We start from the raw sequence: 15,637 nt of genomic DNA, 5'->3' as shown, positions 1-15,637 counted from the left end.
TATTGTTTAGTGCAATAGAACATTTGTACTCCTTTGTAATTTATTTACAGGGTAGACAGAAGCTTAAAATCCCATTGTCAAAGATGTTTTTACAGCCAATCTTGGTTTTCTTGTTTATAAAAGATAGCCTAGACAATAGAAGGTGTAAGTCTCGTAAAATAAAAATCTCATTTTTTTCTGATGAATAATTAATATTTAAATAAATATGATTGTATATAAAAAAAAATCAAACCAGCATCTGATTACAATTTCGACTTCGATACTAATCTTCATGATCACTGTGCCAATTTCGGTTATGGGACAGAAGAAAAAAAATACAGCAAAAACAGAAGTCGGCAGACCTCAATACCGAAATCTTTTTAAAGAAGCTGGCTACAGCCAAGACGAAATAGAAAAAAAAGTAGCTAAAGCCTATTACGATATTTTTGAAGGGCCAAATAAAGTATATTTTGAAGAAGGAGATGCTCTCGCATACGTCTCTGATGTCAAAAATAAAGATGCTCGTACCGAAGGAATGTCTTACGGAATGATGATTGCCGTTCAGTTCAATAAAAAAGAAGTTTTCGATAGGCTTTGGCGATGGTCTGTAAAATACATGCAGCATCAGAATGGGCCCAGAGAAGGCTATTTTGCTTGGAGCGTGAATCCGCTGACTAAAAAGCAGAATTCTCCAGGATCTGCTTCAGATGGAGAATTATATTATATAACGAGTCTTCTTTTTGCTTCCAATAAATGGGGAAACGCTACAGGAATACACTACTACAAAGAAGCTAGGAAAATTCTGGATGCCATGTGGAAAAAAGACGGCACTGGCAATGTGCATAATATCATAAATACTGTTCACAAACAGATTTCATTTGTGCCAGAAGGTGGAGGCTATAATTGGACAGATCCTTCTTATCATGTCCCTGCATTTTACGAAATATGGGCATTGTATGCTAAAGATGGACACGAACAGTTTTATAAAGAATGTGCAGAAGTTTCGCGAAATTTTTTGCATAATGCATGCCATCCTTTAACAGGCCTGAATTCAGATTATACTGAATTTACTGGCGAACCGCATCCAACACCTTGGATGCCTGAAGGATTTCGTTACGATTCCTGGCGTGTTCCTATGAACGTGGCAATGGATTATACTTGGTACGGAAAAGATAAAAAATGGCAGGAAGAATATGCGAAACGATTTCAAAATTTTCTTCGATCGAAAGGATTGGACAAATTTGAGGATCAGTTTAATCTAGATGGTTCTAATCCAGATTTTATTCTTCAGGCTGGTCCTATTAAAAAACTAAGGCATTCCATTGGGTTAGTAGCGACTTCAGCCACTGCTTCATTAGTCAATAACGATAAAGAAAGTATGGATTTTGTTCATGCGGTTTGGAATGCAAAGCTTGAACCTTATCAAGACGGCTATTTTGATCCCTACTATGACGGGCTGATGTATCTTTTTAGTCTAATGCATCTTAGCGGAAAATACCAAATTATTGTTCCTGAAGTGAAATAACTTTTTAAACAAAAAATTATGAAAAGCACAGCATTGTTTCTAAATTTTGCAAATAATTTTATATATAGTGTATTACAATAGTTTTAGAAGAACTTTTTTAATGGTTTTAATTTTCTTCTCAAACCTATAATAGCTACTTTTTTTAGATAAATAACTGATGTTAATATATTGATTTTTAGTTTTTTAAATGTTTCTGTCTTCTACATTTTATCTTCTACCTTACGATTGTATTCTTATAACGTTTAGATTTACAGTATAATATTACTATCTAAAAAACCGCTAGAAATGAAGAACGCAATTATTATGCTAGGTGTTGTGCTGCTGTCAGGCAGTATTACAGCGCAGATAAAGCTAAACCCAAAAAACATTGATGCAGTCATTAAGGAAATGACCATTGAAGAAAAAGCCAATATGCTTGTAGGCTATAGCTTTGGAAAATCGTATTGGGGACTGCCAACTAATCCCGATCCTAATGCCGGAGCTATTGTACTCGGAGCAGCTGGTAATACTGCCAAAAATGACAGGTTTGGAATACCTCACACTGTTTTTGCAGACGGGCCAGCAGGAGTCCATATAAGCGCTGAAAGGCCGAATGATCAAAAAAAATACTACTGCTCTGGTTTTCCAATCGGAACGCTGCTTGCCTCTACATGGGACACAGGGCTTATGAATGAAATTGGCTCCACGTTCGGAAGCGAGGTCAAAGAGTATGGTGTGGATGTTATATTGGGGCCGGGCATGAATCTGATGCGAAATCCGCTATGTGGACGCAATTTTGAATACTATTCTGAGGATCCTTTTGTTTCTGGTTTGATTGCCGCGGCAATTATTAATGGAATCCAAAGCAGAGGCGTTGGAGTTTCTGCGAAGCATTTCGCGGCCAACAATCAGGAGGGGAACCGAACCCACAATAATGTGATAGCCAGCCAGCGTGTATTGAGAGAGCTATATCTGAAAGGATTTGAAATAATGGTAAAGAAAAGCCAGCCTTGGACTATCATGAGCAGCTACAACTATATTAACGGAGTGTACACACAGGAAAGTGAAGATCTGCTCACTACAATACTGCGGGATGAATGGGGGTTCAAAAACCTTGTACTAACAGACTGGACGAATACCAGAAATACCGCGGCACAGGTGCATGCTGGAAATGATCTTTTGACACCAGGAAACGCCGAGCAGATTAAACAGATTACGGACGGATTGAAAAACGGCTCTATCTCTATGGCGGATGTCGACCGTAACCTAAAACGCGTATTGGAATATATAGTTAAAACCCCAAGATTCAATGGATATAAATTTTCAAACAGTCCTAATTTAAAAGCCCATGCAGAAATAATACGCAAGGCTGCGCCTCAGGGAATGGTGCTACTGAAGAATGAAGGCAATGTGCTTCCTCTTGTTTCTTCAGTGAAAAAAGCGGCTCTTTTTGGACATACTTCTTATCATCTTTATGCCGGCGGTTCAGGATCTGGCGATGTAAATAAGCCGTATGTGGTAGATTTAGTTGAGGGACTCAAAAACGCTGGTATTCGAATTGATGACACTTTGAACACCGTTTATTCAAAATATCGAGACTATGCCCATCATGAGGCAGAATCTGAAATGGGGGCTTTTTCATCATCGAGCTATTTTCCGAGGCCTAGGGTTAAAGAACCACAGATGGGAATTTTTACCTATACAAATGCTGCAGAAAGAAATGAATTTGCGATTGTTACCGTAGGAAGAAGTTCTGGTGAAGGCAATGACCGTGCTTTTGAAGATTTTAATATAAACGTAGATGAACTTGATATGCTCAAACAGACTTACGAGGCTTTCCATAAAAAGGGAAAAAAGGTCATTGTAATTTTAAATGTAGGAGGCGTAATTGAAACAGCTCCAATACAGAAATATTCAGATGCCATACTGCTGGCTTGGCAGCCTGGTATGGAAGCAGGAAACAGTATCGTCGATGTGCTTACAGGCAAAACAGCGCCTTCTGGAAAACTGACTATGACATGGCCGGAAGCTCTGGCTGATGTTCCTTCTACTAAGAATTTCCCTAATGGTCTGACATGGAGAGATGAAATTTTTGTCAAGCAGGATGAGATTAATAAAATGCCTAACTTGGGAGAAACTAGATACGATGAGGGTTTGGATGTTGGCTACAGATATTTCCAGACAGCAGGAAAGAAAACGGCCTATCCTTTTGGATTTGGAATGAATTATACGCAATTTGAATATGCTAATGCCTCAGTTAAGGGAAAGAACGGCGTTTACACAGCATCAGTAACTGTGAAGAATGTTGGAAAATACGGCAGTAGAGAAGCTGTCCAGTTATATATTACTGCACCCAAAGGAAAATTGGTAAAACCAGTTTATGAGCTCAAAGCATTTGGAAAAACAAAAGAATTACAGCCAGGCGAAAGCCAGAAGATTGATATGACATTTACCAATTATGATTTGGCATCTTATGACGAATCAGAGCAGGCTTTTATTACTGACAAAGGAGTTTATGTTGCACATTTCGCCGCATCAGCAGATGATATTCGCCAGAATGTTGAATTCAAGGCGGTGGCGCAGACAGTCAAATGCCATGATGTTTTGAAATTGCAACCGTAGCATTGGCTATAAGTGTGGATGTAGGCAACTAAGATGTTCACACTTTTTTATACAAAGGAGAGTATAAGTGATGGATTTAATTTTCGTCATTATGCTCTTTTTTATTAGAAGTGCTAAACCACTGTTAGCAACAGTTTTAATTATAGTATTCTGATATTGTAATGAATGTGTTTTTTTCTCTTTCTAAAATCTGTATCCCTTCAGAGACTAAATTATCTTCTGAATCATCATCTTCAAACTCCAAAAAAAATGATGAATCACCATTGTCATTTTTTTTAAATCGGCCTTCAATAAGCTTTTTGCAATAGTTGTCAAATTTAAATTTACATGCTACATCATTAATTTTTCTTATTAAAGCACTGTCTAATTCCTTATTTGGGTAAATATCTGTTTTAATTTCCACTGAACTGATAAAATGATTACAGCCTCCTTTATATACAGTTAGAGAATCACCATTGTATAGTAATGACGCTTTGTTAGTTTTTGAATCCCAAACATATTTTTTGATTTCAAGCGCATTGAGCCATTCTTCTGTTATTTTTTTGTAATTGTCATCAAATACGCAATCTGAATCGTTTTCCGATTCATCATTCTTCATTTTAGAAACAGTATCGGATTTGCTATTTTTAATTATAATATTTTCTGTCTGTGTTTTTTTTTCAGAACAGGAAAGTGCTATAATTAGTATTAATGCATAACAGAAGTTTTTTTTCATAAAGTTATTTTTTAACTATTGGGTGTGCTAACGAAAATTGAAGAGTAAGATAATGGCGTTAAAAATGCGTTCTTAATTATTTTTTATAAAATCTTTTTTAGAGAAGTGAATGATCTTTAAGATTTGCCTTAGCTTTTTATGGCAGAAAAGCATTTATGCTTACAAATTTACTGATTGACCCCAGAATTTAGCACATTGGCAACATTATTTTTCGCATCAGCAAATGATAGGTTATATTTGATGAAAAAATCATCTCGTATGGGGAAATACAGAAATATAGCCTTTCATATCATAGCCTGCGTTATTTTTATGGCAACGCCCATAATTTTCCCTACACATCCGCCAGAAGAAAAAGACTTTCTGCTGTCTGTCCCAACGCGCCGAGATTTTATTGCAAATCTGATGATGCTTTGCATATTTTATGCGAATTATTACTATCTCATTGAGAAATTTTTTATCAAAAAAAAATACTTTCTCTATGGCATTATTATTCTCTCAGGTCTTGCTCTGATTTCTATTGTACCGTCATTAATTACAGGAAGAAATCCTTTGCATAATGCTCCAAGAATGCCTCATATAGTTAGTCATGAAACTGCGGAAGACTTTGGTTTTTTGGGTAATTTTTGGAATCAGATCAGCCACCATATTTATCTCTATGCGGTTATCATCGTTTTTTCAATTTTGATGCAGGTTCAGAACCGGATTCGAAAAATAGAAAACGAAAAGCTTTATGCAGAATTGGCTCATTTAAAAATGCAGATCCATCCGCATTTTTTATTTAATACCCTAAACAGCATCTATGCCCTTTCTATTAAAAAAGACGAAAGGGCGGCAGAAACGGTGATAAAGCTTTCAGACTTTATGCGTTATCTGCTTCAGGACTCTTACCAGAATGAAGTTTCTTTAGAAAAAGAAATTGAGTATATTAGTAATTATATTGATCTGCAAAGGTCACGATTGCGAGATACGGTTGACTTGACTTATGATACTTCAGGAAATTTTGAAGGGAAAAAAATTGCGCCACTGCTTCTTTTCACCTTTATCGAAAATGCTTTTAAATACGGCGTCAATCCCGATGAGGAATCCGTTATTCGCATTCAGATAGAAACTTTGGGAAAGGAAGTCATTTTAAAGGTTTTTAATCGTATTGTAACTTCTGTAAACATTGAATCGACCAATATAGGAATTCAGAATACTAAAGAAAGGCTGGAATTGTTTTATCAAAACAAACATAGTTTAGCGATAGACAATGCACAAGACACTTTTTCGGTTGTTTTAAAAATTACCCTAATATGATAACAGCAATAGCAATAGATGATGAGATGCCAGCACTGGAGATCATCGAACTGTACTGCAGCAGGATTGAGACAGTCGATCTGAAAAAGATATTTTCAAAGACAAGCGAGGCCAGATTCTATTTGGAGGAACATGCCGTTGACCTTATATTTTTGGATATTAATATGCCTTCACATTCTGGAATTGATTTTTATAAATCTATTTCGCAGAAAACAATGGTGATTTTCACTACGGCTTATAAAGAATATGCTGTTGAGAGCTACGAGTTTGGTGCTATAGATTATCTTTTGAAGCCATTTGGCTTTGAACGTTTTAAAAAAGCGGTTGACAAAGCCATAGAGCAACATAAGCTCTTATCCCAGTCGCTGGATAACGAACTTTATTTTAGGATGGATTATGGATTGGTAAAAATTAGTGTGCAGGATATCCTGTATATTGAAGGTTTTGATAATTACATTAAAATCCATTTAGCCAGCCAAAAGCCTGTTCTGATCCGAATGCCCATTAAAAATATTCTTGAAAAGCTCCCTGCCAGACAGTTCTGCAGGGTGCACCGCTCCTATATCGCAGCTATGCCAAAAATAACTGCCTTTAAAAATAAAACAATTTTTATTTCAGAAAAAGAAATTCCTTTAGGAAAGACTTATGAGGACGATTTTATGGCCTTATTGGGAATTTAACCACAGAAAATAGCCCGTTTGCCACACAACTTTAAACCGCTCATTTTCATTTTTTTAATTTATAGAAAATTATAGAAAAATATTTTTTTTTAACCATTCTTAAATTTAATTAATATGAAAAACCGAATCTACTTAAAAGTGTTTCTGCTTGCGGTTCTTTTCTCAGGCGTTTCATTTGCGATTTCATGCAGTAAAAGCGCCGATGATGATTCTTCAGATGCTGAAACAGCTACAGGCGCATCAGAAAGCACAGGAAATTATGCAGAATCAGATTGCAGTTCCCTGACAGGAACCGCAAAAATCGTATGTCTGGCCAATAATTTTCTGGCCACACTGAGCGAGAGCCAGCAGTCTTCTGCTGTGATTGCTTTAAATCTTACCAATGCGAAAAGATGGTCTAATCTTCCTTGTGGGCTTTCATGCCGAAATGGAATTGCATTTAGCTCGCTGAGCACTTCGCAGCTTGCGGCGGCAAAAACCTTAGCGCAGGCTGCTTTTGGAACTGGAACAGGAGAGGGTTACGATGAATTCTCTCAGATCATGACTGCTGATGATTATTTGGGATTGTCAGCTTCTGGCTATTCTTCTGGAAATTATGTTATTGCATTTCTAGGAACTCCAAGCACAACAGGAAAATGGCAACTGCAGATTGGTGGACACCATTATGCGCAGAATATCACTTATGATGCCGGAGCAGTTACGAGCATTACGCCAATGCACGAAGCGGTAGAGCCTAAAGGATCTTTTACCTATAAAGGAACGACGTACACGGGACCGATAGAATCTGAACATACAGCTATGCAGGAAATGCTTGGCGCTTTGTCGAGCACCGAATTGGCAACGGCTAAAATTTCAGGAACATTTTCGGACTGTTTGATGGTGCCAGGCTCTACATCCAACACAATGCCAAGCACTAAAGCAGGAATAAAAGTAAGCGCACTTAGTTCCGCAACGCAGGCAAAAGTGTTGACTGCCATCGCAGCTTGGGTAAATGATGTGGATGATGCAACGGCAGCTTCTTACTTAGCTATTTATCAGAATGAGCTGGCGGACACTTATGTAGGCTATGCCAGCAATAGTAGTGCTACAGCAGGAACAGCAAGTTCTTTTTTAACCGCTAATACAGATTACGTGAGAATTGACGGACCAAGTGTCTGGATCGAATTTGTGTGCCAAAATGGAGTGGTAATGTCAGGAATACATTATCATACTGTTATGAGAGATCATAAAAGAGATTATATAGGACTGTAAGAGGCAAATTTAGGTAAGGTCCAGATAAATGGTTATCTGGCCTTATCTGAATGGCTTGCAAAAAACTGTTCTTAAAAGTCCGAGACGTTTTATTTTATCCTGTTTTATATCATGAAAAAATATCTATTGTTTTGTTTAATGCTGGTTCTGCCTCTAGTCATTTTTTCGCATCCAGTTCCGAATTCATTGCTGATTTTTGATATTAAAGAAAAAGCAGCTAATGTAGAATTGAGCCTTCCGCTGAGCGAGCTGGAACTAGCATTTGGAAAAAGCCTAAATTCAGATCCAGAGTCATCTATCAAAGCTTATCATACTGAATTGGCCAATTATATCAAAAGTCATTTTCATATTCTGGGGCAAAATGGAAAAAAATGGAGATTGGATATTCGCAGTATGAAAATTGGCAGATCAAGGCAGTCTTATACAGGGCCATTTAATCAGCTTGAAGTTTCCTTAGTCTGCAGAATGCCAGCGAACCAATCAGGTAGAGCATTTACACTTTTCTATGATGCTATTGTCCATCAGGTTATCAATCATCAGGCACTGATTACTATCCGCCAGGATTGGCTGGGCGGAAGGGTAGATAATGATTCGCAGCAAATCGCTGTAATAAGCATGAATACAGAAAAGAATAAGGTCTTTCCTCTAAAAATAAATCTTTCGCAAGCTAGTCATTGGAAAGGATTTAAAAGCATGGCTCTTTTGGGGATAGAACATATCAGAGAAGGAGTTGACCATCTATTATTTTTATTGGTTCTGTTGCTTCCCTCTGCTTTACTTGTAAAATCAAAAAAATGGAGTGGAGTTGCAGGAGCAAAAGAAAGCACGCTTAAAATTTTTAAAATAATAACCGGTTTTACCATTGGTCATTCATTGACGCTAATTGCAGGAACGGCTGGCTGGCTTGACATTCAGCCACAGCTTATCGAAATTTTAATTGCCGTATCGGTTGCTATAACGGCAGTTCATGCTATATGGCCATTATTTCCTGATAAAGAAATCTACATTGCTTTAGGTTTTGGCTTAATACATGGGCTGGCATTTGCTGAAACTCTAACGGGCCTTCATCTCTCACCATCAAGAATGGCAATAAGCTTGCTCGGATTTAATCTTGGCATAGAAATCATGCAGCTTTTTGTAGTGCTCCTCATTATGCCTTGGTTGCTTATTTTAAGCAGGGATAAAAACTATCGTTATCTCAAAAATGTTAGCGCTTTTGCAGCTTTCATTGCCTCTGTTTTCTGGATTATAGAAAGGGTAACAGGTTCACCAAATTTTGTGACCCAGAAATTGCTTTTACTTCCCGAATTTGGAAAATTCTTGATTTTGCTTTTAATTTTTATGACTTTTGCACAGCTGATTTTTAAAAAACAGCTTCTATTGAAAAAGCCGGTTTAACAGCGCCAATAATTCTTTTTAAACTTTATGAAACAATTTCTCTTCCTTTTTTTTTGTCTATTTTCTTTCGCGCTTCATGCCCAATCTTTAAAAGGATACATAGCCGATGAAAAAGGAAAGCCACTCAATGATGCATTGATCCGAAATCTGATGTCAAAGACACACGCACATTCGGACAATAAAGGAACATTTATTTTAGAAAATACAAGCCTAAATGACAGTCTTGAGATTTCAAAACAGGGTTTTATAACCTTAAAGATTAAAGCTGAGAAGTTAGATTCATTTTCGGCTGTTTTAATAGAAAAAGCATTTTTGTTGGAAGAAGTTAAAATTAGCAATAATCTGAAGTATTTAAATACTATTTCAAAAATTGATTTAGAGATTCAACCCGTTTCAAATTCTCAGGATCTATTGCGCAAGGTTCCAGGGCTTTTCATTGGACAGCATGCAGGTGGGGGAAAGGCAGAACAGATCTTTTTAAGAGGTTTTGACTGCGATCACGGAACCGATATCAATATCACTGTTGATGGAATGCCGGTCAACATGGTTTCGCATGCACACGGGCAGGGTTATTCAGATCTGCACTTTGTGATTCCAGAAACGGTTGACAATATTGACTTTGATAAGGGAGCGTATTTTGCAGATAAAGGAGATTTTACAACGGCAGGATATGTGAGTTTTAATACTAAAAATGCGCTGCAGGACAGTTCTATTTCTTTTGAAGGCGGACAGTTTGATACTTTCCGTACCGTTGCCATGTTCAATCTGCTTAATAAAGAAAACCAGTCGGCTTATTTTGCGGGGGATTATATGATGACCAATGGCTATTTTGATGCGCCCCAGAACTTTAGTCGAATTAATCTATTTGGAAAATATAGTGCCAAAATGGAGAACGGAGACCGCCTGGCTGTATCGGTTTCGCATTTTAAAAGCCAATGGGATGCCAGCGGACAGATTCCTGACCGTGCTGTAAATGATGGAACCATTTCGCATTACGGAGCTATTGATTCCAATGAAGGCGGAAATACTGATAGAACCAACTTCAATTTGCAATATGAAGCTAAAATTGACGAAAACACACACATTAAAAGTACTGCCTATTTGAGCAGATATGATTTTGAATTGTATTCCAACTTCACATTTTTCTTAAATGATCCTTTAAACGGCGATCAAATCAAGCAAAAGGAAAATAGAAGCATTATAGGCTTTCAGTCTGAATATGATCAGAAAATAAATGAAAAATGGCGTTTTAAATTAGGAGCTGGACTTAGAAACGACAATAATAAAGATGTTGAACTTTCGCATACTTTAAACAGAAAAACGGTTTTAGAATATCTGAGTCTAGGAAATGTAAATCAAACAAATCTTTTTTCTTACGCGAGTCTTGATTTTAGATCACGCAAATGGTTGATAAATTCTGGCTTGCGTTTAGATTATTTCAAATTTGGCTATGAAGATCAGTTAGCTGTAGCTTATTCTAACCAGACACAAACCAAAGCAATTGTAAGTCCAAAACTGAATTTTTTGTATACTCAGGATGACAAATTACAGTATTTTCTAAAGTTAGGAAAAGGATTTCACAGCAACGACACACGTGTGGTGGTGGCGCAGAAAGGAGAAAAGATCCTTCCAGAAACCTACGGGGCAGATTTAGGGATCAATTGGAAGCCATTTCCAAGAATGATTATCAATTCAGCGATCTGGTATCTGTATCTAGCGCAGGAATTTGTGTATGTTGGAGATGAAGCTGTAGTAGAGCCAAGCGGGAAGACAGAGAGAAAAGGCTTCGATTTTGGCATTAGATATCAATTGGCCAGCTGGCTGTTTTGGAATACAGATTATACCTATACCCACGCAAGAGCGATAGACGAGCCCAAAGGAAATGACTATTTGCCTCTCGCTCCAAAGAATACTTTGATGAGTGGCCTTTCAGTAAAAGATCTAAAAGGATTCTCAGGCAGTTTAAGGACTCGTTTCTTAGGAGACAGACCAGCAAACGAGGATAATTCAGTTGTAGCAAAAGGTTACTGCATAACTGATTTTTCTGTGAATTATCAGATTAGGAAAGTTTCAATTGGTGTAAACATCGACAATATCTTTAATACAAAATGGAAAGAAACACAGTTTTTAACCGAATCAAGATTGGCCAATGAAACCGATCCTGTTGAAGAAATCCATTTTACGGCGGGAACTCCTTTTAATGCAAGATTGATTTTGAAATATGCTTGGTAATAATTTTTTAAAGCCTGAAGAATCTAAATTTCTCAGGCTTTTATTTTTTTTGCAATCCTAATTGGATTCGAATTGATGTTTTTCTTTATTCTGCTTCTGAGGCGTTCGAAAAAATCATTATCAGCTGAATTTTTGATGAATGGTTAATTTAAGTTGCCTTTTGTGCCTATCCAAACAAGTCCCTTTAAAGTTATGCGACTCTGGTCGGTAAGCGGATTTAAGGCAATATACCCGCCATCATTCAGGGCTATTAAAGCGTCGAGCAATGCAGCCTGCCCATTTTTTTCGGTGGTGTGTAAGCCAGCCACACTGTCTGGTAGAGGTGTGACAAGTGCTGCAAGATGTTCCAAATTCAAGCCACTATCCCTGTCAGAAAGTGCTGTTAGGATTTTTGCGAAAAGAGAGGCTGTTGTATTCATAAATGCCGTTTAACCTCATATACGAAAAAATCTTCATTTTGGTTTGCATTATGACAGCCAAGACAGTTCTCTCCGTTGCTTGGTTTAGATTTGATTTAAGATTTAAATATTCATTTCTTTATACTCTTTTTTTATGGTTTTGGTCTTTTTTTAAACTTTAAGTCCATTAACCGCAATAAATATTTTTTTATAAATTTTAAAGATCGCTATATACTGTTATTGTTTGCTTCTAGCAGCAGCGACAAGTCCATCAAGCCAGTCCTGATGTCCGTTTATCATTGGATTGGGCTTTTGTGTCGCGAGCGCTAGGGCTGGTTTTCCAATCTGGCTTTCCTGTGTCAGGATACGCACCCTGCCTCCAGAAAGATCTTCAATCAGCCAAGCATGTATAACATCCAATTTCGTATCAGCATCTCCTTCTGCCCATCCGTGCCACGCTATACGAGCTGGTTCTCCGGCTGAAGGGGGAACATGTTCAGTAATTTCTGCTTCAATTGGAAATCCAAATGTTTTGAATCGAAAGCGGGTATTGCCACTGAATTCGGTCTGCCCATTATTTTCAAACTCAATATCTGATGAGTTGGCATAATAAGTAGGCCATTGAAAAGGATCATTTAATAAAGGCCAGATGTCTAGAGTAGTCAATCCTTTTACGATTACTTCATTCGAACAGTAATTGTCCGTAGTGCCAGGAAGATATTCCTCTGGCCATATTATTGCGTTCTGTTTCATTTTGTGTTTTATTTTAATTAATTATCAAATGCAAAAACTTTCTGGAGATGATTTATATATTGGTCTTTAAATGAGGCGACCAGCTCAGGGGATCCATTTTTTTCGACATCATGAAAATGAAGACTTTCCAGTTGATTCATGCCACAGAAGGCATTCATGCGGTGAAAGGGAAAAAGGACTCCGTCATCTACACTTCGGCCTTGAAAAAATTCTTCCGCAAGTGTGAAAGCCGTCTTTGGAGCATTCCATGTTGTAGTAACCATATACGAAGTCTTCTGCATTAGTCCACCTGTTCCGTAATTGCGTTCGGGATTATCTGCTTTACGACCATCGCTGTAATACATACCTCTGCGGTGTCCAGCTGTGAGAACCTTGTCTAGGTATTCTTTTAGTTGAAAAGGAATATACATCCACCAGATCGGAAAATGGTAGATTACAACATCAGCCCAGATGAATTTTTCAAGCTCCTTATCAGTTTGATAAGTTTCACTTAAATCTGTGGTAATGAGTTCAAATCCCCTTTCTTCTGTAAAGAACTCTTTGTCCCATTCTGTTATTGTTTTATTTAGTTTACCTCCCGAGTGTGCAAATTTTCTCCCTCCGTTTATTACAAATATTTTTTTCATTAAGTAACTATAAAAATTATAGTTGCAAAATTATTTATAGTTAATTAATTTTGCAATAACTATCCAAATGGATAGGACTAATAAAATTTGAGAAGATGGGAAAATTTGTTTCAGTCAAAGGAAAAATGTATCCCTGTTCCATTAGTCTTACGATGGATCTGGTAGGAGGAAAGTGGAAAACGGTGATCCTCTATCATTTAAAAGATGGTGAAAAGCGCTATAGCGATCTTAGAAGGGAGCTTCCTGCTGTGACAGAGAGAACATTGAGCCTACAGCTTAAACAGCTCGAAGAAGACGGTCTGGTTTCCAGAACAGTCCATGGAGAAAAACCACCCATTAAAGTGCTTTATAACCTAACTGAATTTGGAAAAACATTTCTGCCTGTTCTGGATGCTATACATAAATGGGGTAATCAGGTAGTAGAGGATAAGGGAATGATTATCGAAGAGATATCAAGTTGAAAATAAAAACCAGAGTAAAAGAAATTTGCTCTGGTTTTTATTTATCTGAGCTGAAGTAATACACTTATATGTTTTCTAAAAAAGTCACCAGATTGATTTCCTCATTTTGAATATTAAGTTTTTTTCTTAACCTCGCCCTTGCCACATTAAGACTATTATAAGACTGACGTGTCAATGCGCAGATTTCTTTAGTCGTCATGTTTAATCTTAAAAAGGCACAGATTCTCTTTTCATTCAGTGTCAAATCAGGATATTTAATGTTTAAACGTTCGTAAAAGTCATTGTAAACCTGACTGAATCTAACTTCAAATTCTTTCCAAATATCATCATCCTGAGCATTTTTAATATCCAGAATTATTTTTTGAATAACGTCCTGATCGTTTTTTTTCATCTGCTTTTTAAGCTCCATCAATCGGTTTGAAATTTCAGTATTAAATTCGTTCTTTTTTAAGAGATACATAATATTTGTTGTAAGCTCTTTATTTTTAAATTCCAATTCCCTTTTTAAGGTATCTTCTCTTAAAGATAGCTGTTTATTGCTCGATTCTGCGCTTTCTTTTGCCAATTGCTGGATTTTGGCTTTGGTTTCCTGAAGTCGGTACATTATAACCACGATAATAATTAACAGAATCAGAACAATCGCAATAATAGCGTAAACTAGCTCTCTGTGGTTTTGAGCTATTTTTGCTGCCTGTTTTTCCTTATCAAATTTATACTGCATTTCGGCCTGAGTAATTTTTTGCTGATTTTCTTTATTATAAAGACTATCATTTAGGGCTTTGTAAGCAACATGATATTGGTAGGCACTCTTATAATCTCCTTTTTCTGCCATTACAAGACTCAATTCTTCCAAAGCAGACGCTCTGGAAGATGAAGATTTGATTTGCTTAGAATATTCTAGGCTGGCAAGCAAGTGCTGTTGCGCTTTATCGAATTCCTGTTTTTCCTTATAAAGCCTTCCTAAGTGGTAATTTGATTTGGATAATCCGAAAATGTTATTTTCTTTTTTTCGCAAATTAAGAGCTTCGATGAAAATGGCTTTAGCAAGATCGTAACGTTTCGATTTGAGGTAAATGATTCCCATATTTGAATATACAGAAGACAGATTTTCATTATCCTTAGCTATTTTACTATGAGTTGAAGCCTGTACATAATATTCTAGTGCAAGATCTCCTTGAAGTTTATTATCGTAAATTATACCAATATTATTGAGTAGTTTTCCTTTGATATAATGAAGTTTTTTAGAATCTTTTACAATATTTTTATTCAGCAAGGCTTTAAGCTGATTGTATTTTTCAAGAGCTTTATCAAAATCAGTCTGATAATAATAAACGAGAGCTATACTATTGTAAACACCTATAATATTTTGTTGAGGGGGATAACGCTCATATAATTTCAGTGCTTTTAACTGATATTCCAGACAGACATCAATATTACCTTTCAATAAATTTACATCTCCGACATTTGAATATACTTTGGCTAAAATGGTGTCACTGATTTTTTTTTCGAATGAAAGTGCTTTTCTATAATAAAACAGAGCTGAATTCAAGTCTTGTTTCTCTAATTTTTGCCCGATTTTAACAAGGAGATTTACTTTTGTATCTGGATCAGTGCTTTTTTCATATTGCACTTTTAAATGGGCAATATTTTGTGAAAACAATGCTTCACAGACAAATATGAAAAAAACGGCATAAATGTTAAAACGTTTCAATTTAAATGATT

13 protein-coding genes are annotated in these 15,637 nt (G+C 36.7%); 8 read left to right on the top strand and 5 right to left on the bottom strand.

From position 1 onward, the window contains the following. Nucleotides 1-205: 205 nt before the first annotated feature. On the top strand, nt 206-1,504 hold the full coding sequence (locus OD917_RS07365; RefSeq protein WP_263522911.1) for a glycosyl hydrolase family 8: 1,299 nt from the start codon (nt 206-208) through the stop codon (nt 1,502-1,504). A gap of 285 nt (nt 1,505-1,789) precedes the next feature. Continuing rightward, a complete protein-coding gene (locus OD917_RS07360; protein WP_263522910.1) occupies nt 1,790-4,105 on the top strand; it encodes a glycoside hydrolase family 3 C-terminal domain-containing protein in 2,316 nt (771 codons plus the stop codon). Between the two features lie 136 nt (nt 4,106-4,241). Here OD917_RS07360 and OD917_RS07355 read toward each other — a convergent pair whose 3' ends face one another. Continuing rightward, nucleotides 4,242-4,820, bottom strand: coding sequence for a hypothetical protein (locus OD917_RS07355; RefSeq protein ID WP_263522909.1), 579 nt, complete (start codon nt 4,818-4,820; stop codon nt 4,242-4,244). Between the two features lie 195 nt (nt 4,821-5,015). On the opposite strand from OD917_RS07355, the gene OD917_RS07350 reads away from it, so the two are divergent. The 5 genes from OD917_RS07350 (at nt 5,016) to OD917_RS07330 (ending at nt 11,677) form a co-directional block, all read left to right on the top strand. Beyond that, a complete protein-coding gene (locus OD917_RS07350; RefSeq protein WP_263522908.1) occupies nt 5,016-6,116 on the top strand; it encodes a sensor histidine kinase in 1,101 nt (366 codons plus the stop codon). Next, complete coding sequence (locus tag OD917_RS07345; protein WP_263522907.1) at nt 6,113-6,796, top strand: LytR/AlgR family response regulator transcription factor; 684 nt, start codon at nt 6,113-6,115, stop codon at nt 6,794-6,796. The genes OD917_RS07350 and OD917_RS07345 overlap by 4 nt, the downstream gene beginning before the upstream one ends. 114 nt (nt 6,797-6,910) lie before the next feature. Continuing rightward, nucleotides 6,911-8,047, top strand: coding sequence for a DUF3500 domain-containing protein (locus OD917_RS07340; protein ID WP_263522906.1), 1,137 nt, complete (start codon nt 6,911-6,913; stop codon nt 8,045-8,047). 111 nt (nt 8,048-8,158) lie between these two features. Then, on the top strand, nt 8,159-9,445 hold the full coding sequence (locus OD917_RS07335; RefSeq protein ID WP_263522905.1) for a HupE/UreJ family protein: 1,287 nt from the start codon (nt 8,159-8,161) through the stop codon (nt 9,443-9,445). Between the two features lie 27 nt (nt 9,446-9,472). Further along, nucleotides 9,473-11,677 carry a TonB-dependent receptor gene (locus OD917_RS07330; RefSeq protein WP_263522904.1) on the top strand — a complete coding sequence of 735 codons (2,205 nt, stop codon included), beginning with the start codon at nt 9,473-9,475 and terminating at the stop codon, nt 11,675-11,677. 143 nt (nt 11,678-11,820) lie between these two features. Here the strand turns inward: OD917_RS07330 and OD917_RS07325 are convergent, their stop codons facing one another. The 3 genes from OD917_RS07325 to OD917_RS07315 form a co-directional block, all read right to left on the bottom strand. After that, nucleotides 11,821-12,096 carry a hypothetical protein gene (locus tag OD917_RS07325; RefSeq protein ID WP_263522903.1) on the bottom strand — a complete coding sequence of 92 codons (276 nt, stop codon included), beginning with the start codon at nt 12,094-12,096 and terminating at the stop codon, nt 11,821-11,823. A gap of 216 nt (nt 12,097-12,312) precedes the next feature. Further along, a complete protein-coding gene (locus OD917_RS07320; protein WP_263522902.1) occupies nt 12,313-12,828 on the bottom strand; it encodes a hypothetical protein in 516 nt (171 codons plus the stop codon). 17 nt (nt 12,829-12,845) lie between these two features. Beyond that, a complete protein-coding gene (locus tag OD917_RS07315) occupies nt 12,846-13,454 on the bottom strand; it encodes an NAD(P)H-dependent oxidoreductase (protein WP_263522901.1) in 609 nt (202 codons plus the stop codon). Between the two features lie 95 nt (nt 13,455-13,549). On the opposite strand from OD917_RS07315, the gene OD917_RS07310 reads away from it, so the two are divergent. Continuing rightward, nucleotides 13,550-13,915: a winged helix-turn-helix transcriptional regulator gene (locus tag OD917_RS07310; protein ID WP_263522900.1), complete on the top strand. Its 366-nt coding sequence runs from the start codon at nt 13,550-13,552 to the stop codon at nt 13,913-13,915. A gap of 64 nt (nt 13,916-13,979) precedes the next feature. Here OD917_RS07310 and OD917_RS07305 read toward each other — a convergent pair whose 3' ends face one another. Further along, nucleotides 13,980-15,626, bottom strand: a complete 1,647-nt coding sequence (locus OD917_RS07305; protein WP_263522899.1) for a tetratricopeptide repeat protein — start codon at nt 15,624-15,626, stop codon at nt 13,980-13,982. Between the last annotated feature and the right edge of the window lie 11 nt (nt 15,627-15,637).

It is taken from the genome of Flavobacterium sp. SH_e (assembly GCF_025717045.1).
GTDB lineage: Bacteria > Bacteroidota > Bacteroidia > Flavobacteriales > Flavobacteriaceae > Flavobacterium.
Note: the sequence above shows the minus strand (reverse complement) of the source record. Positions and strands in the feature narration are given on the sequence as shown.

Bases quoted from the DNA above. Each gene is read 5' to 3' on its own strand.
- OD917_RS07365 (WP_263522911.1), top strand. From the start codon at position 206: ATGATTGTATATAAAAAAAAATCAAACCAGCATCTGATTACAATTTCG.
- OD917_RS07360 (WP_263522910.1), top strand. From the start codon at position 1,790: ATGAAGAACGCAATTATTATGCTAGGTGTTGTGCTGCTGTCAGGCAGT.
- OD917_RS07355 (WP_263522909.1), bottom strand. From the start codon at position 4,820: ATGAAAAAAAACTTCTGTTATGCATTAATACTAATTATAGCACTTTCC.
- OD917_RS07345 (WP_263522907.1), top strand. From the start codon at position 6,113: ATGATAACAGCAATAGCAATAGATGATGAGATGCCAGCACTGGAGATC.
- OD917_RS07340 (WP_263522906.1), top strand. From the start codon at position 6,911: ATGAAAAACCGAATCTACTTAAAAGTGTTTCTGCTTGCGGTTCTTTTC.
- OD917_RS07335 (WP_263522905.1), top strand. From the start codon at position 8,159: ATGAAAAAATATCTATTGTTTTGTTTAATGCTGGTTCTGCCTCTAGTC.
- OD917_RS07330 (WP_263522904.1), top strand. From the start codon at position 9,473: ATGAAACAATTTCTCTTCCTTTTTTTTTGTCTATTTTCTTTCGCGCTT.
- OD917_RS07325 (WP_263522903.1), bottom strand. From the start codon at position 12,096: ATGAATACAACAGCCTCTCTTTTCGCAAAAATCCTAACAGCACTTTCT.
- OD917_RS07320 (WP_263522902.1), bottom strand. From the start codon at position 12,828: ATGAAACAGAACGCAATAATATGGCCAGAGGAATATCTTCCTGGCACT.
- OD917_RS07315 (WP_263522901.1), bottom strand. From the start codon at position 13,454: ATGAAAAAAATATTTGTAATAAACGGAGGGAGAAAATTTGCACACTCG.
- OD917_RS07310 (WP_263522900.1), top strand. From the start codon at position 13,550: ATGGGAAAATTTGTTTCAGTCAAAGGAAAAATGTATCCCTGTTCCATT.